The following is an 18936-nucleotide window of genomic DNA, read 5'->3' on the forward strand; positions in this document are numbered from 1 at the left end:
GCTAATTCCTTGGCACGCATTGTGATTACTCACTTAATTAGTAATCAAATAACCAAGACTCAAGGAGAGCCACATGACAGACATCGTAGTATTTGGAGAAGATTTTGGTGGGTTACCCTCTTCCACTCAGCATATTGTCAAGCGACTAGCAGCGAACCATCGCATCCTTTGGGTGAACTCCATTGGCCTTCGTCAACCTAAGCTGGATTCTAAAGACATACAACGTGCGTTAAACAAACTCACTCGTGTATTTCATAACGTAGGCTCACACAAGCCAACATTGGACTCTGAAACAAACCCAAACATTCACATCATCAACTTGCTCACCATTCCTGCCCCTAGTTCTGCATTAGCAAGAAAAGTGGCCGCTAAGATGATGAAACACCAACTCAATAAACAATTACAAGCTCTTGGTTTTGATAAGCCTGTATTTTGGACGTCGCTCCCGACTGCTGCCGATCTTTGTGCAGAAATGAACCCACGTGGACTGATTTACTATTGTGGCGATGACTTTAGCGCTTTAGCTGGTGTTGACCACGACACGGTGGCCAAGCACGAACGTACTCTTGTTAATGCGGCCAGCGTTATCTTTACGGCAAGCGAAACACTCTCCACCAAATTTCCATCTGGTAAAACCGTCACTTTGCCTCATGGTGTCGACTTTAGTCTGTTTTCTGAGCCAGCACCTAAGGCTGAAGATTTTCCTAATAATGGTCGCAAAGTGCTGGGCTTTTATGGCAGTTTGTCTGAATGGTTAGACTACGACTTAATTGCCCAAGTCGCAGACCAAGCGCCTGACTGGGATCTCGTGTTCATCGGCCCTAACGAGTTCAGTGATAATCCACTTCCACAAAGATGCAACGTATACTACCTGGGCCCGAGAGCGCATCACACTCTGCCACGTTACTCCCAACACTGGGATGCCAGTTGGTTGCCCTTTGTTGATAACGCTCAAATCAAGGCATGTAATCCGCTTAAACTTCTTGAGTACTTGGCAACAGGAACCCCTGTTATCAGCACACCGTTTCCTGCATTAATGCCCTACAAACATATGCTCCATGTAGTTCAAAATTTAGAAGACGTATGTGCCAGTCTCGATCACTTGATCCCCCCCCCAGCAAACTCAAAGCAATATGTTCAACAGCAAAGCTGGGAAGCAAGAGCCAACCAAGTTGAGAAATTAGTGAGGACGCTATGAACGATTTGAGAGAGAACCTTAGTGTATTACTACATGGCGCTTGGCGACGTCGTTACATGATCGTTATCCCTATGCTTGTCTTGCCGGTGCTGGGTTTCATCGTAAGTAAGCTGGTTCCGACGACTTATGTTGCTCACACCAGCATGCTTATTCAAGAGACAGCGAAAATGAACCCGTTCCTTCAAGACCTTGCCGTCTCAACAATGCTTAAAGACCGATTGAGCGCACTCAGTACTCTGCTAAAAAGCCGACACGTTTTGTATTCTGTCGCAAAAGAACAATCGCTGATCAATGACGAGATGAGTGCAAAAGAGCAAGAGTTCATCATAAAAGATCTTGCGTCGCGCCTGTCTGTTCAGCCACTCGGTAAAGACTTCATTCAAATTCAATTGCAAAGTGGTAAATCAGAAGGAATGGAGTCGATGCTGCTCTCTGTCAGAGAGCATTTTGTCGAACAGCTTTTGGCTCCTGAGCGTTCTTCGATTAAATATTCGAGTCATTTTTTGACTATCCATATCAACAAACGCAGGGAAGAACTAGACAAGGCTGAACAAGCTTTTGCAGAGTATAAAAATACTTACTCAGACGCGACGCCCGAAATGCAAGCTCAAAGCCTTACTCGCCTTGCTAGCCTCAAACAAACGCTAGCCGAAAAGGAGGCGGAGCTTGCTGGTGTTTCACGAAGTCTAGGCAGTTTGGATCAACAACTATCCAAAACGAACCCGGTTATCGGTAAACTGGAAGAGCAAATCATCGACATTCGTAGTGAACTTACCCTGCTTCGCGCTAAATACACAGAGGCGCATAGTTTGGTGCAAGGTAAGTTGCGAGAATTAAACCGGTTGGAGCAGGAACGCTCGGTACTCTTGAACTCTAAACAACCAGAACTAAACAGTGCTCAACTATGGGATATCGCGAGCAATACCACAGTAAACAGTCTTGGCGAAGCACAGCCTCTACTTGTCTCCCAACTACATCAATTACAAATGATGCGCGGACGTTTTGAAGCACTTACGGAAGAAACCAACAGCTTGCGAGACATGATCCAAGAATTAGAGCGAAATGCGCACCAATTTGGGAGCACAGCAACAGAAATCAACCGCTTAGCTCGTGACGTCGCAGTGAAGAGAGAAATGTATGATGAACTCGTCGAACGCTATGAGATGGCCCAACTAACGGGTTCTTTGGGAGAGTTTGAAGAGAATAAGCGCGTAAAAATCATTGATGAACCGTTCACGCCAACGATTCCAACTAACTTACCTAGTTTTGTATTTGTCATTTTAGGATTTATTGGTGGCGCTGGTTTAGGCATTGGATTAGCGACGATACTAGAGTTAGCCGATAACTCTATCCGCTCTAAAAGAGCATTAGAAAAACACCTTGGTGTTCCTGTCATCACCACTTTACCTAACGTAGTGTACGGAAACTAACCGCCATAAGAACTCATTTACAAGCACTCGGTCGGCGAGTGCTTTTCTTTTACTACTGCCTTATACAGCCTCATAGCATGTCCACTAATATGAATCTCAAATTGAGAATAAACATAGAACTTCACACGAGCTGAAATTAACCTATTGTTTTTAAGTGTTTAATTTCTTGGCACGCTGTCTGCAATTCCTAAATAAACAAAGAACTCAACGAGGGTTTGAAAATGGAATTCAGACAAAAACACAATAACACTAAGCACAGCAAAAAAGTGATATTACACGTCGTGCAACACTTAGCTCCTGGCGGTTTAGAAACGCTCGTGCTAGAAATGCTTCGTTTTGCGCCGCCAAACCATTCCGTTTTTGTCGTGAGCTTAGAAGGAAGCAAAGAACATGCACTACAAGGCTGGCAAAAACTGTTGCCCTACCAAGGCCAACTACACTTTCTTAATAAAAGACCTGGATTCAGCGGGAAGACCATCGCTACGCTGACTTCAATGATAAAAAGAATGCGACCAGACGTGGTCCACACCCATCATATCGGCCCACTTCTGTATGGTGGTATTGCTGCACGTTTAGCGCACGTACCTGTAGTGATTCATACCGAGCACGACGCATGGCACCTTAATAACAAAAAATCAGCTCGACTACAGTCCCTTTTGCTAACGATGATTCGCCCGCAAGTAGTTGCCGATGCTAACTTTGTCGCCCATCAAATACAGACTAAGTTAAAGTATCGCAAAGTTTGTACTATCCATAACGGGATTGACTGTCAGAAGTTTAAAAGCGGTGACCAAACGGCAACAAGACACTTGTTTGAACTTCCAACCGACAAAATCGTGATTGGCGTTGCCGGGCGTCTAGAAGCAGTTAAAGGCCATAAAGTGCTTATCGAAGCATTCTCTCATCTTGCGCCAAACACACACCTAGCAATAGCCGGTGATGGTTCTCAGCGAACTCAATTGGAAGCACAAGTTAGAACGTTAAAACTTGAAGATCGAGTAACCTTTTTAGGTTTGGTAGACGATATGCCCAGCTTTTACCAAAGCCTAGATTTGTTTTGCTTACCATCACTTCAAGAGGGCTTTCCTCTCTCAACCCTCGAGGCTCAAGCATGTGACATTCCTTGCGTCGCGACGGATGTTGGCGGCGTGAAAGAGACGCTCTGTCCGAACAACAGCACACTGGTTGAAGCAAATCGCGTGTTTTTGTTGGCCGAAGCGTTATCACAACAACTGGAATCATCACACCATTCTCCTCGAACTTTTATTCTCAAACACTTTGATATCAGAGACATGGTGAGTCGCTACTCACGTTTGGCCAAGGAGGCTAGCTATGAATGATTTACTTTGGATTATAGGGTTTGGTTTATCCGCATTTTTGATTGTCTATCATCACGTTGGGTACCCACTGCTCCTTAAATGGCTTCCTTTAAAACAGCAAGACGAAACCAAAGCACCATTTGTAGAGCGAGCTTACAAAGCCTCCAAAACAGACAGCCAGCTACCCTCTATTACTGTCATCGTGCCCGCCTACAATGAAGAACAATGGATAGCAGAGAAGATCCGTAACCTTGCGAGCCTAGACTACCCGAGGGATAAATTAAGAGTAGTGATCGCATGTGATGGCTGCACAGATAACACAGCCGAGATTGCTCAAGCGACAATTCAAGAAGCAATCTGCTCTGATACTCTGTTCATTATTAATGATCACCAAGTCAATCGCGGTAAAGTTGCCCTACTCAACGAAGAAATGCGTCATGTTAGCTCGGACATTACCGCACTGAGTGACACGTCGGCATTGATTTCTTGCGATTCTCTGTTGCTAGCTAGTCAGCATTATCAAAATGAGAACGTTGGAGTGGTTAACGCAACATATCAAATAATGAGTACTGATAACCAAGGTGAAGCGGCGTATTGGCAATACCAGTCTCGAGTAAAGCACCAAGAATCCTTGTTAGGTTCAACGATTGGTTCCCACGGTGCGTTTTACACTTTCAGAACTCACTTATTTGAACCACTGGAAGTTAGCACCATTAATGACGACTTTATTCTCCCTATGAGAATCGTTTTGCGAGGCTATAGCGCTATTTACGAGCCAAACATGCTGGCGCTTGAGCTCGAACAAAGCTCAGATGACGCAGATTTCAAACGACGCCTAAGAATTTCAGCAGGTAACATGCAGCAGCTCATGCAATTAAAGAAATTACTGCTACCTCGCTATCGTGGCACTGCCTTTGCATTTCTATCGGGAAAGGTCCTGCGCTTAGCAACACCCTATTTGATGATTGTTTGCTTTATTTGCTCACTACTACTGGCACACAATCCGCTGTTTCAAGTAATGCTGTTCGCACAAGTTGGTATTTATAGCATCGCGCTTATCACTTACTTGATGCCAGCACTTAACACAATTAAACCTTTTAAGCTGATTAGTTACATCGTCATTGGTCATCTCGCCAACTTTATCGGCGGTATGAAATATTTACTCGGAATGGAAAATAGACGTTGGAAACGCGTCAACCAATAAGGAAAGCATCATGAAAAACTCACGCTACGATTCAAATGTATGCCACGCGAAAAGAACGTTTGATGTACTGGTTGCAATGCTTATTTTGGTCGTCACTGCACCACTTTTCCCATTTATCGCGCTAGCGATCAAAACCACATCGAAAGGCCCTGTGATTTATCGCCAATTGCGAGTAGGACGCTGCACACCAGAAAAAATGGATCTTTTTCAAATCATGAAGTTTCGCACCATGTATATTGATGCAGAGCAACGCTCTGGCGCAGTATGGGCAACTGAAAATGATCCCCGCATCACGCCAGTAGGACGCTTTTTACGCAAAACGCGTTTAGATGAACTACCTCAACTGTTTAATGTGTTGAAAGGTGAAATGTCGATGATTGGGCCGCGCCCAGAACGCCCAGCTTTCTACCAGAAATTGGAAGATGAAATCCCCTACTTTGTAGAGCGCACATATGGCGTGTTACCGGGTATCACAGGCTTAGCTCAGGTTAACCAAGGCTATGATGCATGCATTGAAGATGTAAGACGCAAAGTTGGGTTTGACCACAGTTACGCACTAAGCTTAGGTTCGTTTTACTCTTGGATTTCAATGGACCTTTCAATCATGAGCAAAACATTCGTTGTGATGATTGACGGACGAGGTCAATAACTTCCGGTTCTGGTAACGGTCACTCTTGCCACTGGCGGCGCATCTTTTCTATCGTCGCTGGTGGCACGTCATGAATGCTTTGATACGCTCCGTGACACACTTTAATTTCCACCTCGATGCGCTTCTTCATGCAGTAGTCCATGTAACGCTTCATCTCCCAATGTCGAACAAACGTATTGCTCACAATCACGACTCTCCCTTTGTTCAACCACTTTCTAGTTTGCTGAAAACACCACTCATGCGCTTGAGGTAATTGAACCGGTTCAAAGTGATAATCACCTTCATCATTTTCAAAATACATGTCAGCTTCAAAATGCTTAGCACCAAGCTCTATTGCCAGTTGTTTTGCTAAGGTTGTTTTACCTGACCCCGGAAGTCCACGAATAAGAATGAGTTTAGCCAGTGACATAATGCAGTTTAATGAGGTGGGAATAAGCCTAAACTGTAACGAAATTATTGGAAAAGAAAAGTAGAAATAAAAAATGCCGAGCACATTAGGCTCGGCATTTAAACTCAATCATGGATCGTGTTGTATTTATTTGTAAGCTGGCAGTTCTGTTCTTAACCCTTTCACCAAACTTACGCACATCAACAGCAGAACAAAAGTAAACGGTAACCCTGTTGCAACAACGCCTGATTGCAATGCTTGCAAGGCTTCTTTACCGCCAACCCACAGCATTACGGCTGCAATTGCGCCTTCAATACACGCCCAGAAAATGCGTTGCGGTACTGGTGCATCAATCTTACCACCGGCGGTAATACTATCGATAACCAGCGAGCCAGAGTCTGACGATGTAATAAAGAATACCAGAATCAGCACGATAGAAAGCATTGAAATCACTGAGCTATACGGAAGCGCATCGTAAACATGGAACAGAGTCAATGAAATATCAGTTAGGCCATTTGCACCTAGCTCACCAACTTTATTCACCACTTGGTCAAGCGCGATACCACCAAACACAGACATCCAAATCAAAGTAACAACTGTAGGAATAACGATGACTGCGAATAAGAATTCTCGAACCGTACGACCTTTAGACACACGCGCGATAAACATACCAACAAACGGTGACCAAGATACCCACCAAGCCCAGTAGAATACCGTCCAGCCGTGCATCCAAGTTTCATCTTCACGACCGTGAGGGTTACTCAATGGAATAATATTTTCAATGTAAGCCATTGTTGTGTCGCGTAGCGAGCTCCACGCCGTATCAAACGTGATGAAGGTAATGAAAATAAGCAGCGCAAACGCAACCACCATATTGACGTTACTCAGTAGCTTAACACCACCATCAATACCACGAATCACTGATAGCACCGCGATAAAGGTAACGAAGGTGATCACAATCATTTGTGTACCAATGCCGCCTTCTAGACCAAAGACATGATTAATACCACTGGTCGCCTGCTGAGCACCCAGACCTAGCGACGTTGCAAGACCAAATAGCGTCGACAAAACGGCAAGGATATCAATAACGTGACCTAACCAGCCCCATGCACGGTCACCAAAAATTGGATAGAACGCCGCGCGCAATGAAAGTGGTAAACCTTTGTTAAAGGCAAAAAACGCTAATGCTAGTGCAACGAGTGCGTAAATACTCCAACCATGTACACCCCAGTGGAACATAGTGGCACCCATCGCGAGGGATTTTGCTTCTTCGGTGTATGGTACTGCGTTAAGTGGCATTCCCCACCAATCAGTGAAATACGCGGTCGGCTCAGCCACACTCCAGAACAGAAGACCAATACCCATACCCGCGGCGAAAAGCATCGACAACCAAGAAACGGTTGAGTGATCCGGCGTTGCTTCTTTGCCTCCTAAGCGGATTTTACCTAGCGGAGAAAAAAGAAGAGCAACGGCGAACAATAAGAAGAAGTTTGTCGACCACATAAAGAACGCATCAAACTGTTCGATAATTCCGTTTTTTAGACCGTTTAATACGTCTCGAGCAGTGGTTGGCTCAACAAGAAGAAGTGAAATCAGACAGAAAACAACGAGCCCCGCACTAATGCCAAAAACCGGGTTATGTATATCGAATCCCCACTTTTGAACGTTATCCTGTCCAACCTGATAATCGGTTGTATCAATACTATATTTTTTAAATGCATTATCCATAAATACAAATTTAACGTGAATTTGAAACGCCCCTCAGGTGAGAAGAACTCCAATACCGCCCTCCATTAATTTGAACTCTAAAGTTTTAAAGCGGGACGAATTTTAGCAGCAATCACATATTTTTGCAAAAAGTCGTGGTTTATTGCATTTTAGGCTCAATTCGAGACAGATGAAGGGGGAATAATATCAACACAAAAATTATGAGGTCTAACGATTGATTTTGTCGTAGGTTGTAGACTAGAAAAGACACAAGAAATACTTAAGTTCATAGCCAGTCACTGCGCAAATAGAGAAGACCTGCGCTGATTTGGTTTCACAATTAACGACGAAACCAAATCAGCAAACCTTTCATCCAGCGAGCGTTATAAGAAATGGAAGGTGATGTTCCCTGTTACGCTGCTAACGGTATCGCTATCGCCTTCAATATCCACGCCAAACGCTTGATAACTCGCGCCCACAGACACATTGTCAAGCAAGAAGTATTCGGCACCAACACCATACATGTAAGAGACGCCATCATCTTTGTCTAAGTTTCTCAGTCCGCCGTCATAATCAACGTTGAATGCATTGATGCCGCCTTTTGCGTAAACGTGTAACGGGCCGAAGTCGATACTAGGTTTCGCCGCTAAATAGAATGAATCAAAATCAGCACTACCCCTGCTGCCACTCAAAGATAAATCCACTTTGCCGTGATTAAAGTAGCCTGCTTCAATGCCAATGAACGGCAAAATACCAGTACCGACATGAATACCGTAGGTTGTATCATTTTCGCTGTCGATATCGGACTGACCAATTTGGCCACCAGCGTAAATCCAAGAGTCAGCCATTGCTGACGTTGAGCACAACGTTAGAGCGAATAACGAGAGTGTTTTTTTCATACTATCCCTTCCTGATCGATTCCTAAGCGAAACATTACGCAAATATGCGCATTTAATCGCCACTATATATTGGAAAGCATAGGCATTTTAAGACTCTAAAAGTGAATAATTTATGTTCAACTTTTGTTTTGTGACTTCCAGACAAAAAAACACCGACATAAAGCCGGTGTGTTTCATATGGTGTTAGAAAGCTTGACGCTTATAGGAAATGTAGTGTTGCGTTAACAGAGAACGTGCTGATATCGTCTTTACCAGCAGTGTAGTTCATGTAGCTAGCACCAACAGACATCGGGCCAAAAATGAAGTACTCAGCACCCACACCGTACATTAGGTCCAAATCGTCATCGTCTTTGCCGCCTTTCACTTTTTTGTCCCACTGATGGAAACCACCTTTTGCGTACACGTGTAGCGGACCGAAGTCGATGCTTGGCTTAAGTGCTGCGTAGTAAGAAGTTAGCTTAGTGTCTTGACCATTTACGTTGAACTCACCGTGTTGTGTTACACCAGCTTCAACACCAATGATAGGTAGAATGCCTGTACCAACGTGAACAGAGTATGATGTGTCCGTCTCACCTTTGTAGTCAGACTGACCTACTGTTGCACCACCGTAAATCCAAGAATCCGCCATTGCCGCAGAAGATGCGCCAAGTAGCGCCACTGCTAATAGAGTTTTTTTCATCATCTACCTTTACTCTTTATTATTCCCACGTCTGCATAACTCAGTCGTTGGTACTACAAATAAAGGGAGGCGAACTATTGCCTCCCAGAACTAAAAAATAATGCTTATTGAGTTACTAGCAATTAGTGTACCAGCAACTTCTTAAGCGATAATTACAAATCTGACACTATTTTACTGGTTGATTAGCAAGCATCAATCGCGTTTTTGACTCGTTTATCAGAAACAGGACAAGGAGTGCCTAATTGTTGAGCAAAGTAACTCACGCGAAGTTCTTCAATCATCCAACGCACTTCTTTTACATTTTCAGGAATGGCCACACCTTTCGGGATCTTGTTCAGCAACTCTTTATAGTCTTGAGTCACAGATTCAATCTTCAGCATATGTAAACGATCTTTGTTTGGATCGATAGGCAACTTCTCCATACGGCGCTCTATCGCACGCATGTAGCGAAGAATATCCGGCAAGCGTTTCCAGCCACATTCCGTTGCAAAGCCTTTGAAGATCAAGCCTTCAATTTGTGCTTTGATATCGGACAGAGCAAACGCCATTGTGAAGTCGATCTTGCCTTTTAGCTTCTTATTGATGCTAAACGCCGTGGTCAGAATAGTCTCAACCTGTTGAGCAATCTCTACAACGGTGTCACCCAATTCAGCACGAACGTGTTCTTTCAACGCTTCGAACTTCTCTGGCTCCCAAACTAAACCACCCTGATCTTCAATAAGCTTATCGACACCACAGGCAATGCAGTCATCTATCAGATCAAGCACTTTGCCGTATGGATTAAAGTACAGACCCAGCTTCGATTTGTTCGGTAAGTTGGCGTGCAAATATTTAATTGGCGACGGTACGTTCAATAAAATTAGGCGACGCTGACCAGCACGCATTGCCGTTATCTGCTCGTACTCTGTTTCGTAGAGTTTGATTTCAACGCTGTCTTTGGTATCAACAAGCGCCGGATACGCTTTTACATCGTAGCCGCCACGTTTTTGTTGATACACTTTCGGCAATTCTCCAAAACTCCACGTATGCAGACCTTGCTGTTCGATATCGTCATCCGCAACTTTGGAAAGCGTTTCTTGAACTTTGTCTTTCAAACTTTCTTTCAGTTCATGAAGGTCTTTGTTTTCCTTCAGTTTACGATTTCGGTGATCAACCGCACGAAACGTGACTTTCAAGTGCTCAGGTAATTGTTCCAAGTTCCAGTCTTCACGCAGTACCTCTACGCCCGTCATGCGTCGCAACTCTTTCTCTAATGAATCTAGCAGCGGCGCTTCCATTGGCGTGACGCGTGCTAAGAATGCATCGGCATAGTTCGGCGCAGGTACAAAGTTCTTACGAATTGTCTTTGGCAACGATTTAATCAAGCTAACCACAAGCTCATGGCGCAAACCAGGGATTTGCCAATCAAAGCCCGCTGGTTCAACTTGGTTTAAAATCGGCAACGGCAAATGCACTGTGACACCGTCACTATCATCGCCTGGTTCAAATTGGTAACTCAATTTGAGCTTCAAACCATTTTGATGCCAGAAGTTCGGGTAATCCAAATCGGTCACATGGCTAGCATCACCCTTGAACAGCATCTCTTTTTCAAAGTTCAGCAGTTCCGGATTTTCTTTAGATGCCTTTTTCCACCACGTATCGAAATGCTTACCAGACACCACTTCGGTGCCAACGCGTTGGTCATAGAAATCAAACAGCTCATCATCATCCACTAAGATGTCTCGACGACGAGATTTATGCTCAAGCTCTTCCACTTCTTGCAGAAGCTTACGGTTTTGCTTAAAGAACGCGTGTTTGGTTTCCCATTCACCCTCAACCAATGCACTACGAATGAAGATTTCGCGACTTACGGTCGAATCGATACTGCCGTAGTTGACCAAGCGTTTCGGTACGATTGGTACGCCGTAAAGCATCACTTTTTCGTGCGCCATCACCGCAGCGCGTTTCTTCGACCAATGTGGTTCGCTGTAACTGCGTTTAATAAGGTGTTTAGCTAACGGCTCAATCCATTCTGGCTGAATCTTTGCGATGATACGACCCCAAAGTTTTGAGGTTTCCACCAACTCAGCAGACATGATCCACTTAGGCTGTTTCTTGAATAGACCTGATGCAGGGAAGATATGGAAACGAGCATTACGCGCGCCTTGATATTCATTCTTTTCTTGGTCTTTCATGCCGATGTGCGACAGCAAACCAACCAAAATGGCACTGTGTACGCCATGGTAAGAAGCGGGCTCGTCGTTAAGCTTGAATTCCATCTCACGCATCGACTGATGAATTTGGAAGTACACATCTTGCCACTCGCGAACGCGCAAGTAGTTCAAATAGTCTTGCTTACACTGTTTGCGGAACTGATTGCTAGACAAGGCTTTTTGCTGCTTTTGGATGTATTCCCACAAATTCACAAATGTCAGGAAGTCCGACTCTTCATGGAAGAAGCGACGATGTTTATCGTCTGACGATTGTTGTTTGTCTGAAGGACGTTCGCGTGGATCTTGAATCGACAAGGCAGCTGCGATGATCATCACTTCTTTAAGCGCACCATATTTTGGCGCTTCCAATACCATACGCGCCAAGCGCGGATCGATTGGCAAACGCGCTAATTGGCGACCAATGGAAGTCAGGCGTTTTTTCGGATCTTTTACCTCAGAGTTAATCGCACCAAGCTCTTCCAGCAAACGCACGCCGTCTTGGATGTTACGTTTATCCGGTGCTTCCACAAACGGAAACGCTTGAATATCACCCAAACCAAGTGCCGTCATTTGCAAGATAACCGACGCTAGATTGGTACGCAGGATTTCAGGATCAGTAAACTCTGGGCGTGACTCAAAATCTTCCTCTGAGTACAGACGAATACAAATACCCTCTTCCACACGACCACAACGACCTTTACGCTGGTTCGCACTCGCCTGAGAAACTGGCTCAATTGGAAGACGCTGAACCTTAGTACGGTAACTGTATCGACTGATACGCGCCGTACCCGGGTCGATAACGTACTTAATACCCGGAACAGTTAGCGAGGTTTCTGCCACGTTGGTTGCCAGTACAATTCGGCGACCAGTATGAGGTTGGAAAATCTTATTCTGCTCACCTGCCGACAAACGCGCGTAAAGCGGCACAATTTCCGTGCTCTTCAGATTACGTTTGGACAATGCATCTGCGGTATCACGGATTTCACGTTCACCATTCATGAAAATCAGGATGTCACCTAAACCTTCATCGCACAGTTCATCTACCGCTTCGAAGATGCCTTCAAGCTGGTCACGATCATTGTCGTCATCACCGCTTAGTGGGCGGTAACGTGTTTCTACCGGGTAAGTACGACCCGATACTTCAATGATTGGTGCATTGTTGAAGTGTTTTGAGAAGCGTTCTGGGTCGATGGTTGCCGACGTGATGATCACTTTCAAATCAGGACGACGTGGCAGCAACTCTTTCAAGTAACCCAAGATGAAATCGATGTTGAGGCTGCGCTCGTGCGCTTCATCGATAATGATGGTGTCGTATTGATTCAAGAAACGGTCATGCTGAATTTCAGCCAACAAGATACCGTCCGTCATCAATTTGATTTGGGTATTTTCAGAGATCTGATCGTTGAATCGAACCTTGTAACCAACAAACTCACCAAGCTTGGTTTCCATCTCTTCGGCAATACGGTTAGCAACCGAACGCGCTGCAAGACGACGAGGCTGAGTATGACCAATCAGACCAAATTTACCGCGACCAAGCTCAGCACAGATTTTTGGTAGCTGAGTGGTTTTACCAGAACCGGTTTCACCCGCGACGATAACCACTTGGTTTTCTTCGATCGCTTTCGCAATATCGTCACGTTTTTGGCTTACAGGCAGGATTTCTGGGTACTCAATCGTTGGTTTGTAGTTGCTGCGCTGCTCTGCAACCATCATGGATTTTGCGATGTCTAATGCGATTTCGTCGAACACAGCATTACGCGCTGCGTCCTTCTTAATTTTGCTTGCACCAGAAATACGTTTACTCAAGCGGAAACGGTCGCGCATCATGCACTGATTCAGCGCTTTACGCAGAGATGCAGCACTATTCACTTGAGCCTGAGGTGTTTGAGCTTGTTTCGCTGTCGCTTTTTGCGCACCATTTGACGGTGTCGCTTGCTCTTCAGCTAGATTCTTTTTTGGGGGCTGTGACGAAGTCAAAGCGTTTCCTATTCTTTTCATTACAAAAACTGCGCGGATTGTATCACACAAGATCTGTAACAAGATAACCGAAAGCTCATTCAATTTTTTCGAACATGTTCAGCGAATCGCTAGGCTTTTGAACTCACTTACGTTGCTTATAATGGCTCCCATAGTCGAAAGCACTTATTTAAGGAATAACCATTATGTCTCGTGTACTAGCTCTAAAATCAAGCATCCTTGGCGATTACTCTCAATCAAACAAATTGGTTGAAGACTTCATCAAAAATGTAGACCAAGACAAGCTTACTGTTCGTGATTTGGCTGCAAACCCGCTACCTGTTTTGGACTTCGCCGTTGCGACTGCACTGCGCGCTACGGAAGATCTTTCACAAGAACAGCAAGCGGTAGTCGACTTGTCTGACACCCTTATTGAAGAAGTAAAGGCCGCAGACACTTTGGTTATTGCCGCTCCAATGTACAACTTCACCATCCCGACTCAGCTTAAAAACTGGATTGATTTGATTCCTCGTGCAGGCGTGACATTCAAATACACAGAAAACGGTGTTCAAGGTTTGATTGAAGGTAAAAAGGCGATTGTAGTAACGACTCGTGGTGGTATTCATAAAGATTCACCAACTGACAACGTTACGCCGTACCTACGCACTGTACTGGGTTTTGTAGGAATCACTGATGTGGAATTTGTTTACGCAGAAGCGCTAAACATGGGTGAAGATGCAGCTGCAAAAGGCATTTCAGAAGCGCAAAGCCAACTTGCAACAATGGCGTAAGTTAGAATAAACCAGAATACAAAAGGGATTGGTTCGCGCCAATCCCTTTTTAGATCAAGATGCCTTGATCGTGTTTATAGGGTCGCTTACATCGTCAAAAACGATTCACTTTCTCCAAGTTACGTATTGCATCGAGGTAGACTTTTTCTAAAGACCGCTCAGCTTCGCATATCATGTTCTCGATCATCGCATTAAACGCGACATCGCTACGGACTTCTATATTGTCTCCCGCCTTAACGTCAAGAGAGTTGACGTACAACACCAACCATTCATCGCCCTCCAAATGCCCTTCTCCGTGAATGGCAAAAAAGCGTTTGGCAAATTCAGCGTTGGTACAATTTATCGCTTCAATTTGAAGATTGAATGAGGAGTCGATACTCATGGTGCTCATGCCATCCGACTCATCAGATGCATCACAAACAGCCTTAACTCTGGCACGATATACGAAATTTCTCGTTGAAAGCAGCATAGTATTATTCATCATTACTCATAATGGGCGATAAATAAGTCAGTTGCAAATCCGACTTATATGCATCTCGCGATGCGCTAAAACTCGAACTGGAAATAAATAGTATTGTAGTTACTCCCACCTTTAATTCGCCCAAACTGGGAAGCGCTTTCAAAAATCGCCGAGCGGTGATGCAATGAATAGCCCACCCACATATTGTTCCAGCTCTTTTGGTTGAAGAGATCGCCTACATTGACATCAAACGAGAAATCTAAGTAATTGAGCAACTTGCTTGGTGTATAACCCTTGTCTTCCATTTCTGTGCCTTCAATATAGGTAATGCTATCAATGTATGACACACCTTCCGCTACACCAAATCGCCAAGTCGTAGGCCAATTAACCGTATAATAAGCCTTAATCGCCATGACGTATTCTGTGCTCGCAGACTGAACACTGGACGACCAGTGATGAACCAACCCTGGCGTTAAATAAATATCAAGAGGAAAACCAAACAGCTCATCCGTTAATGGATGCCCATAAAACAATGAAGTAAGTTGATTGTCGTATGGGTCTTTTTCTCTCTCAAAGCTAAATATTTCACCGATGTTCGAAGGCGTCGCCCAACCATGCGCAATACGTAGATATGCTTTATTGCTCAGTGTCGGTTTCGGAGCTTTGCTTTTATCGTTGAAAAAGCCAAAACCGACAAACACTTCTCCCTGATATCGATCTTCTACAAGCTGACTGTTGTAGGCGTTATCATCTAAGCGAGTAACACTCGTCTCACCCAATAAATACAAATTTGAAGTTACATGGTAACGCGCTTTAATACCAAGATTGGTGTCAAGCCCAGCTCCAATTCTCTCGCCAGTAATATCCTTAAAGGAATAATATTCACTATTGAAATCAGCGTCTTTGTATCGAATCGTAATCGATGGCTCTAATTCCCAATCCCCAAATACATAATTGGCAGCATGGCGGTAATTAGAGTGAAACTGGAGTTCGTCGTCCGCCATCAACTCTACTTCTGCGCGCCAATTGTCGTTAATGCTATAACGCACTTGCCCACCGAAATCGACTCTGTCCCCTTCATTAGCATTTTGTAGTGACATGGGAATATCGACAAATCTCAATCGCATGAGTGCGCTCGCACGCCAGTCAGAATCACTCTCGTTATACAAAAAAGCGCCACCTTCAATGCCATTGATATACACATGTTCGTTTTCAAAGAACATCATTGGTACAAATGTACTCACCGTAGAGTCATTATCGGCGGTATAAAACGGAATCGATGCTGTGCGATACATCGCAGCAATCCCCCAAGTTGGTTCTTCTGAACCATGCGCAGAAGAAACTGCCGCAGCTAAAGGTAAAGCGAGTGTTGTTAGAATTAATCTCTTCATGAGTTCGAAAAATGTTGGTTGAGAAGCAGGCAAACATCAATGATTTGCCATTAAAAGCTTATGTTCTGCTGATGATAGCCGTTACAATGGCAAATGTTGTCATCCTCGTGACAGTTTGAGTCCCAAGATCATATTAATATTGCACGACTAGGTGAGCTTGTTTGCGAATATTTTACCATCACAACAAGCGCTTAAACTCTAGCTTAGTTCTAAATCAAACATAATGAAGTAAAAAGTGAAAGCATCAGAACTCATCTCTACCTTGAATCATTTACCCGCAGATACAGACCCAGACATTGTGATGGGAGAAGCATGGCTGCCAGAGAGGTTGATAGGGACTCAACTCGATGGTGACATGTTGTTTTTGCACTTTGATAATGCACCAGAAGATGGTCAAGGTGACGAAGAAGGGCGTGGCTTCGTCGAACACGAAATCGACCTAATTAGAACTCGGCTTCAGCAAATTTTGGATGAAGACAGTGATAACGCGTCAAAAGCCGATGCGATGCTTGGTTTGTTCCTTATGGGACATGAACTTAGTAGCTCGCAAGTTATCGAAATATTAGAAGAAGAAGCTGACACATAAGGAGCCGTTTTGCCAGCATTGATGAACACGACTGAAATTTCTTCACTTCCTCTTGTCGTTGCAGGTCCGATCCTACGTAAAGTGACCGCAACTGAAATCAATATTTGGCTAGTCACCACCCAACGCTTGGAGGGTATGGTGCAAATTACGGATGAAAATGCCTCCATCCTTTATCAAGCCCCTTTAAGTGAACAAAAAGAACAGCTTCAAATCGGCCTCAATGCGTGGTGTTGCTTACTTAAATTAGAAGGCGAGTTTCCAACCCATCAAGCGTTACGCTATCAAATAAAAACGCAATATGGATTAGTGACGGAACTGCTCCCTCACCTGACTTATGAGCGAGATAATACGCCAAACTTGGGTATTGAGTTCCTCGTTAGTGAAAAAGCGGATTATCTCCTACATGGCTCTTGCCGTAATCCCCATCACTTCAGTGATGATACATTGGTCGCTGCGGATCATAAAATCGCGTCTCAATCCATTGAAGAGAGACCGGATATGCTCATCATGAGTGGTGATCAAATCTATGCAGACCATGTTGCAGGCCCCACTCTCGATGCCATTGAGCAAGTCATAGCTTTATTGGGTTTGCCAGGCGAAGAATTCGATCAAGCTCCGATAAAAAATACCAATGAGCTCTACCAACACCCTGCTTGCTATTATGGTCGAGATAAATTGTTGCCTCATTATGTGAGTGATGACAGTTTACTAAGTAAGTTTTTTCCACACCGAGGGACACCAATATTCAGCGCCAAAGAGTGTGAGAATCACCTAATAAGCTTTGCTGAGTGCTTTGCAATGTACTTATTGGTTTGGTCTCCGACCTTGTGGAAGCTTGTTCGAACGGATCGTTTATTAGAAAACGAATTTACTGTCGGCGGAGAAGTTCTTGAACCCAAATGGCAGCAGCAATGGCGCGAAGAAAAAAAACAAATTGATAAATTCGTCGCAGGTCTGGACAAGGTTCAACGCTTACTCGCTCACATTCCAACCTATATGATTTTTGATGATCACGATGTCACCGACGATTGGAATCTCACCATAGGCTGGGAACAAGCCGCATACAGCAACACGTTTGCAAAACGCATTATCGGTAATAGCTTGATTGCTTACTGGCTTTGCCAAGGTTGGGGAAATGCGCCAGAAAAATTCAATGATGAATTTATGAGCCTCGCTCAACGCTTTATCGATGAGCGAACCTCGCAAACCCAAGATGCATTTATTCAATATTTGTATCGCTTTGAGAATTGGCACTACACCATTCCTACGACACCAAAAGTTGTCGTGCTAGATACACGAACCAGACGCTGGCGTTCTGAGTCTAAAATGAACAAACCTTCTGGCTTAATGGACTGGGAAGCGATGATTGAGTTCCATCAGGAGCTCGTGCATCAAGACAAGGTTGTTATTGTTTCTGCCGCGCCAATGTTTGGTGTGAAATTTATCGAAGCACTACAACGTGTGGTGACCATACTTGGTAAACCATTGATGGTTGATGCTGAAAACTGGATGGCTCACCCCGGAAGTGCGAATACTCTTATTAGTATTTTCACACACACAAAGACACCAACTAACTTTGTTATTCTCTCTGGCGACGTGCACTACTCTTTTGCATACGATATTAAGCTCCGCTATCGAAAAAACAGTCCGAATATCTATCAAATCACCTGTAGTGGAATTAAAAATCAGTTCCCTACACAACTGCTCAATATTTGTGATGGCCTAGATAGACTGCTATACAGCCCTCGCTCACCTTTAAACTGGTTCACAAAACGTAAACGACTCAAGATTTACAAACGCGCACCAAGTACGCACAACTTTTATCGCTTGGTTAACCATAGTGCCATTGGTGAGCTACGCCTTGATGATGAAGGCAAACCAAGTCAAATTAGTATTCTGACGAGTGATGGTGACGAAGTTCATTTTCCACCGACACGTGCTGAAAGCTGAGTATCAATCCCAAAATGACTTGCCCTTTGTAAGAGGCAAGTCACCTTGAACTAACTCAGGAGTTTAGGTTTTTTGGAGAGAAAGTGGCCGTTCTTAAATGTCAACGGCGTGCTAAATTTGGTATCGCACCTTGAGAT

The 18936-nt window shown here is 44.3% G+C and carries 15 protein-coding genes; 8 read left to right on the forward strand and 7 right to left on the reverse strand.

Translation table 11 applies throughout. The features are described from left to right. Nucleotides 1–73: 73 nt before the first annotated feature. The 5 genes from R7Q39_RS15585 (at nt 74) to R7Q39_RS15605 (ending at nt 5800) form a co-directional block, all read left to right on the forward strand. Nucleotides 74–1198 carry a glycosyltransferase gene (locus tag R7Q39_RS15585; RefSeq protein ID WP_213962561.1) on the forward strand — a complete coding sequence of 375 codons (1125 nt, stop codon included), beginning with the start codon at nt 74–76 and terminating at the stop codon, nt 1196–1198. Next, nucleotides 1195–2628, forward strand: a complete 1434-nt coding sequence (locus tag R7Q39_RS15590) for a chain-length determining protein (protein WP_318076429.1) — start codon at nt 1195–1197, stop codon at nt 2626–2628. The genes R7Q39_RS15585 and R7Q39_RS15590 overlap by 4 nt, the downstream gene beginning before the upstream one ends. Nucleotides 2629–2849: 221 nt before the next feature. Continuing rightward, complete coding sequence (locus R7Q39_RS15595; RefSeq protein WP_213885319.1) at nt 2850–3968, forward strand: glycosyltransferase; 1119 nt, start codon at nt 2850–2852, stop codon at nt 3966–3968. Continuing rightward, entirely contained in the window at nt 3961–5151 is a 1191-nt protein-coding gene (locus tag R7Q39_RS15600) for a glycosyltransferase family 2 protein (RefSeq protein ID WP_318076430.1), read from the forward strand. The genes R7Q39_RS15595 and R7Q39_RS15600 overlap by 8 nt, the downstream gene beginning before the upstream one ends. A gap of 10 nt (nt 5152–5161) precedes the next feature. Next, a complete protein-coding gene (locus R7Q39_RS15605; RefSeq protein WP_205390866.1) occupies nt 5162–5800 on the forward strand; it encodes a sugar transferase in 639 nt (212 codons plus the stop codon). A gap of 19 nt (nt 5801–5819) precedes the next feature. On the opposite strand, the gene R7Q39_RS15610 is transcribed toward R7Q39_RS15605, so the two are convergent. From R7Q39_RS15610 to hrpA, 5 genes are all read right to left on the reverse strand, one after another. Next, nucleotides 5820–6209, reverse strand: coding sequence for an ATP-binding protein (locus R7Q39_RS15610; protein WP_005377656.1), 390 nt, complete (start codon nt 6207–6209; stop codon nt 5820–5822). A 126-nt stretch (nt 6210–6335) separates the two neighbouring features. Further along, nucleotides 6336–7916 carry a BCCT family transporter gene (locus R7Q39_RS15615; protein WP_005377659.1) on the reverse strand — a complete coding sequence of 527 codons (1581 nt, stop codon included), beginning with the start codon at nt 7914–7916 and terminating at the stop codon, nt 6336–6338. A gap of 362 nt (nt 7917–8278) precedes the next feature. Next, nucleotides 8279–8794: an outer membrane beta-barrel protein gene (locus tag R7Q39_RS15620; protein WP_005377661.1), complete on the reverse strand. Its 516-nt coding sequence runs from the start codon at nt 8792–8794 to the stop codon at nt 8279–8281. Nucleotides 8795–8993: 199 nt separating this feature from the next. Continuing rightward, nucleotides 8994–9473, reverse strand: coding sequence for an outer membrane beta-barrel protein (locus R7Q39_RS15625; RefSeq protein ID WP_021033871.1), 480 nt, complete (start codon nt 9471–9473; stop codon nt 8994–8996). Between the two features lie 182 nt (nt 9474–9655). Continuing rightward, nucleotides 9656–13642: an ATP-dependent RNA helicase HrpA gene (hrpA, locus tag R7Q39_RS15630; RefSeq protein ID WP_318076435.1), complete on the reverse strand. Its 3987-nt coding sequence runs from the start codon at nt 13640–13642 to the stop codon at nt 9656–9658. A gap of 185 nt (nt 13643–13827) precedes the next feature. Between hrpA and R7Q39_RS15635 the strand changes: the two genes are divergently transcribed. Next, a complete protein-coding gene (locus R7Q39_RS15635; protein WP_318076431.1) occupies nt 13828–14412 on the forward strand; it encodes an FMN-dependent NADH-azoreductase in 585 nt (194 codons plus the stop codon). 94 nt (nt 14413–14506) lie between these two features. Here R7Q39_RS15635 and R7Q39_RS15640 read toward each other — a convergent pair whose 3' ends face one another. Further along, entirely contained in the window at nt 14507–14896 is a 390-nt protein-coding gene (locus R7Q39_RS15640; RefSeq protein ID WP_225452445.1) for a hypothetical protein, read from the reverse strand. A gap of 62 nt (nt 14897–14958) precedes the next feature. Continuing rightward, the gene (locus tag R7Q39_RS15645) at nt 14959–16263 is read right to left on the reverse strand and encodes a MipA/OmpV family protein (protein WP_318076432.1); all 1305 of its coding nucleotides are present in this window, start codon (nt 16261–16263) and stop codon (nt 14959–14961) included. Nucleotides 16264–16498: 235 nt separating this feature from the next. Here R7Q39_RS15645 and R7Q39_RS15650 point away from each other — a divergent pair, with 235 nt between their 5' ends. Both R7Q39_RS15650 and R7Q39_RS15655 read left to right on the forward strand, forming a co-directional pair. Then, entirely contained in the window at nt 16499–16849 is a 351-nt protein-coding gene (locus tag R7Q39_RS15650) for a hypothetical protein (RefSeq protein WP_005377676.1), read from the forward strand. 9 nt (nt 16850–16858) lie between these two features. Beyond that, a complete protein-coding gene (locus R7Q39_RS15655; protein WP_170897095.1) occupies nt 16859–18799 on the forward strand; it encodes an alkaline phosphatase D family protein in 1941 nt (646 codons plus the stop codon). Nucleotides 18800–18936: the final 137 nt, after the last annotated feature.

The sequence above is a fragment of the Vibrio sp. 947 genome, from assembly GCF_033339115.1.
Taxonomy (GTDB): Bacteria; Pseudomonadota; Gammaproteobacteria; order Enterobacterales; family Vibrionaceae; genus Vibrio; species Vibrio alginolyticus.

Excerpts from the sequence above, each read along its gene's own strand:
- R7Q39_RS15640 (WP_225452445.1), bottom strand. The coding sequence starts at position 14,896 with ATGATGAATAATACTATGCTGCTTTCAACGAGAAATTTCGTATATCGT.
- R7Q39_RS15590 (WP_318076429.1), top strand. The coding sequence starts at position 1,195 with ATGAACGATTTGAGAGAGAACCTTAGTGTATTACTACATGGCGCTTGG.
- R7Q39_RS15625 (WP_021033871.1), bottom strand. The coding sequence starts at position 9,473 with ATGAAAAAAACTCTATTAGCAGTGGCGCTACTTGGCGCATCTTCTGCG.
- R7Q39_RS15595 (WP_213885319.1), top strand. The coding sequence starts at position 2,850 with ATGGAATTCAGACAAAAACACAATAACACTAAGCACAGCAAAAAAGTG.
- R7Q39_RS15620 (WP_005377661.1), bottom strand. The coding sequence starts at position 8,794 with ATGAAAAAAACACTCTCGTTATTCGCTCTAACGTTGTGCTCAACGTCA.
- R7Q39_RS15615 (WP_005377659.1), bottom strand. The coding sequence starts at position 7,916 with ATGGATAATGCATTTAAAAAATATAGTATTGATACAACCGATTATCAG.
- R7Q39_RS15610 (WP_005377656.1), bottom strand. The coding sequence starts at position 6,209 with ATGTCACTGGCTAAACTCATTCTTATTCGTGGACTTCCGGGGTCAGGT.
- R7Q39_RS15635 (WP_318076431.1), top strand. The coding sequence starts at position 13,828 with ATGTCTCGTGTACTAGCTCTAAAATCAAGCATCCTTGGCGATTACTCT.
- R7Q39_RS15605 (WP_205390866.1), top strand. The coding sequence starts at position 5,162 with ATGAAAAACTCACGCTACGATTCAAATGTATGCCACGCGAAAAGAACG.
- R7Q39_RS15645 (WP_318076432.1), bottom strand. The coding sequence starts at position 16,263 with ATGAAGAGATTAATTCTAACAACACTCGCTTTACCTTTAGCTGCGGCA.
- R7Q39_RS15585 (WP_213962561.1), top strand. The coding sequence starts at position 74 with ATGACAGACATCGTAGTATTTGGAGAAGATTTTGGTGGGTTACCCTCT.
- R7Q39_RS15600 (WP_318076430.1), top strand. The coding sequence starts at position 3,961 with ATGAATGATTTACTTTGGATTATAGGGTTTGGTTTATCCGCATTTTTG.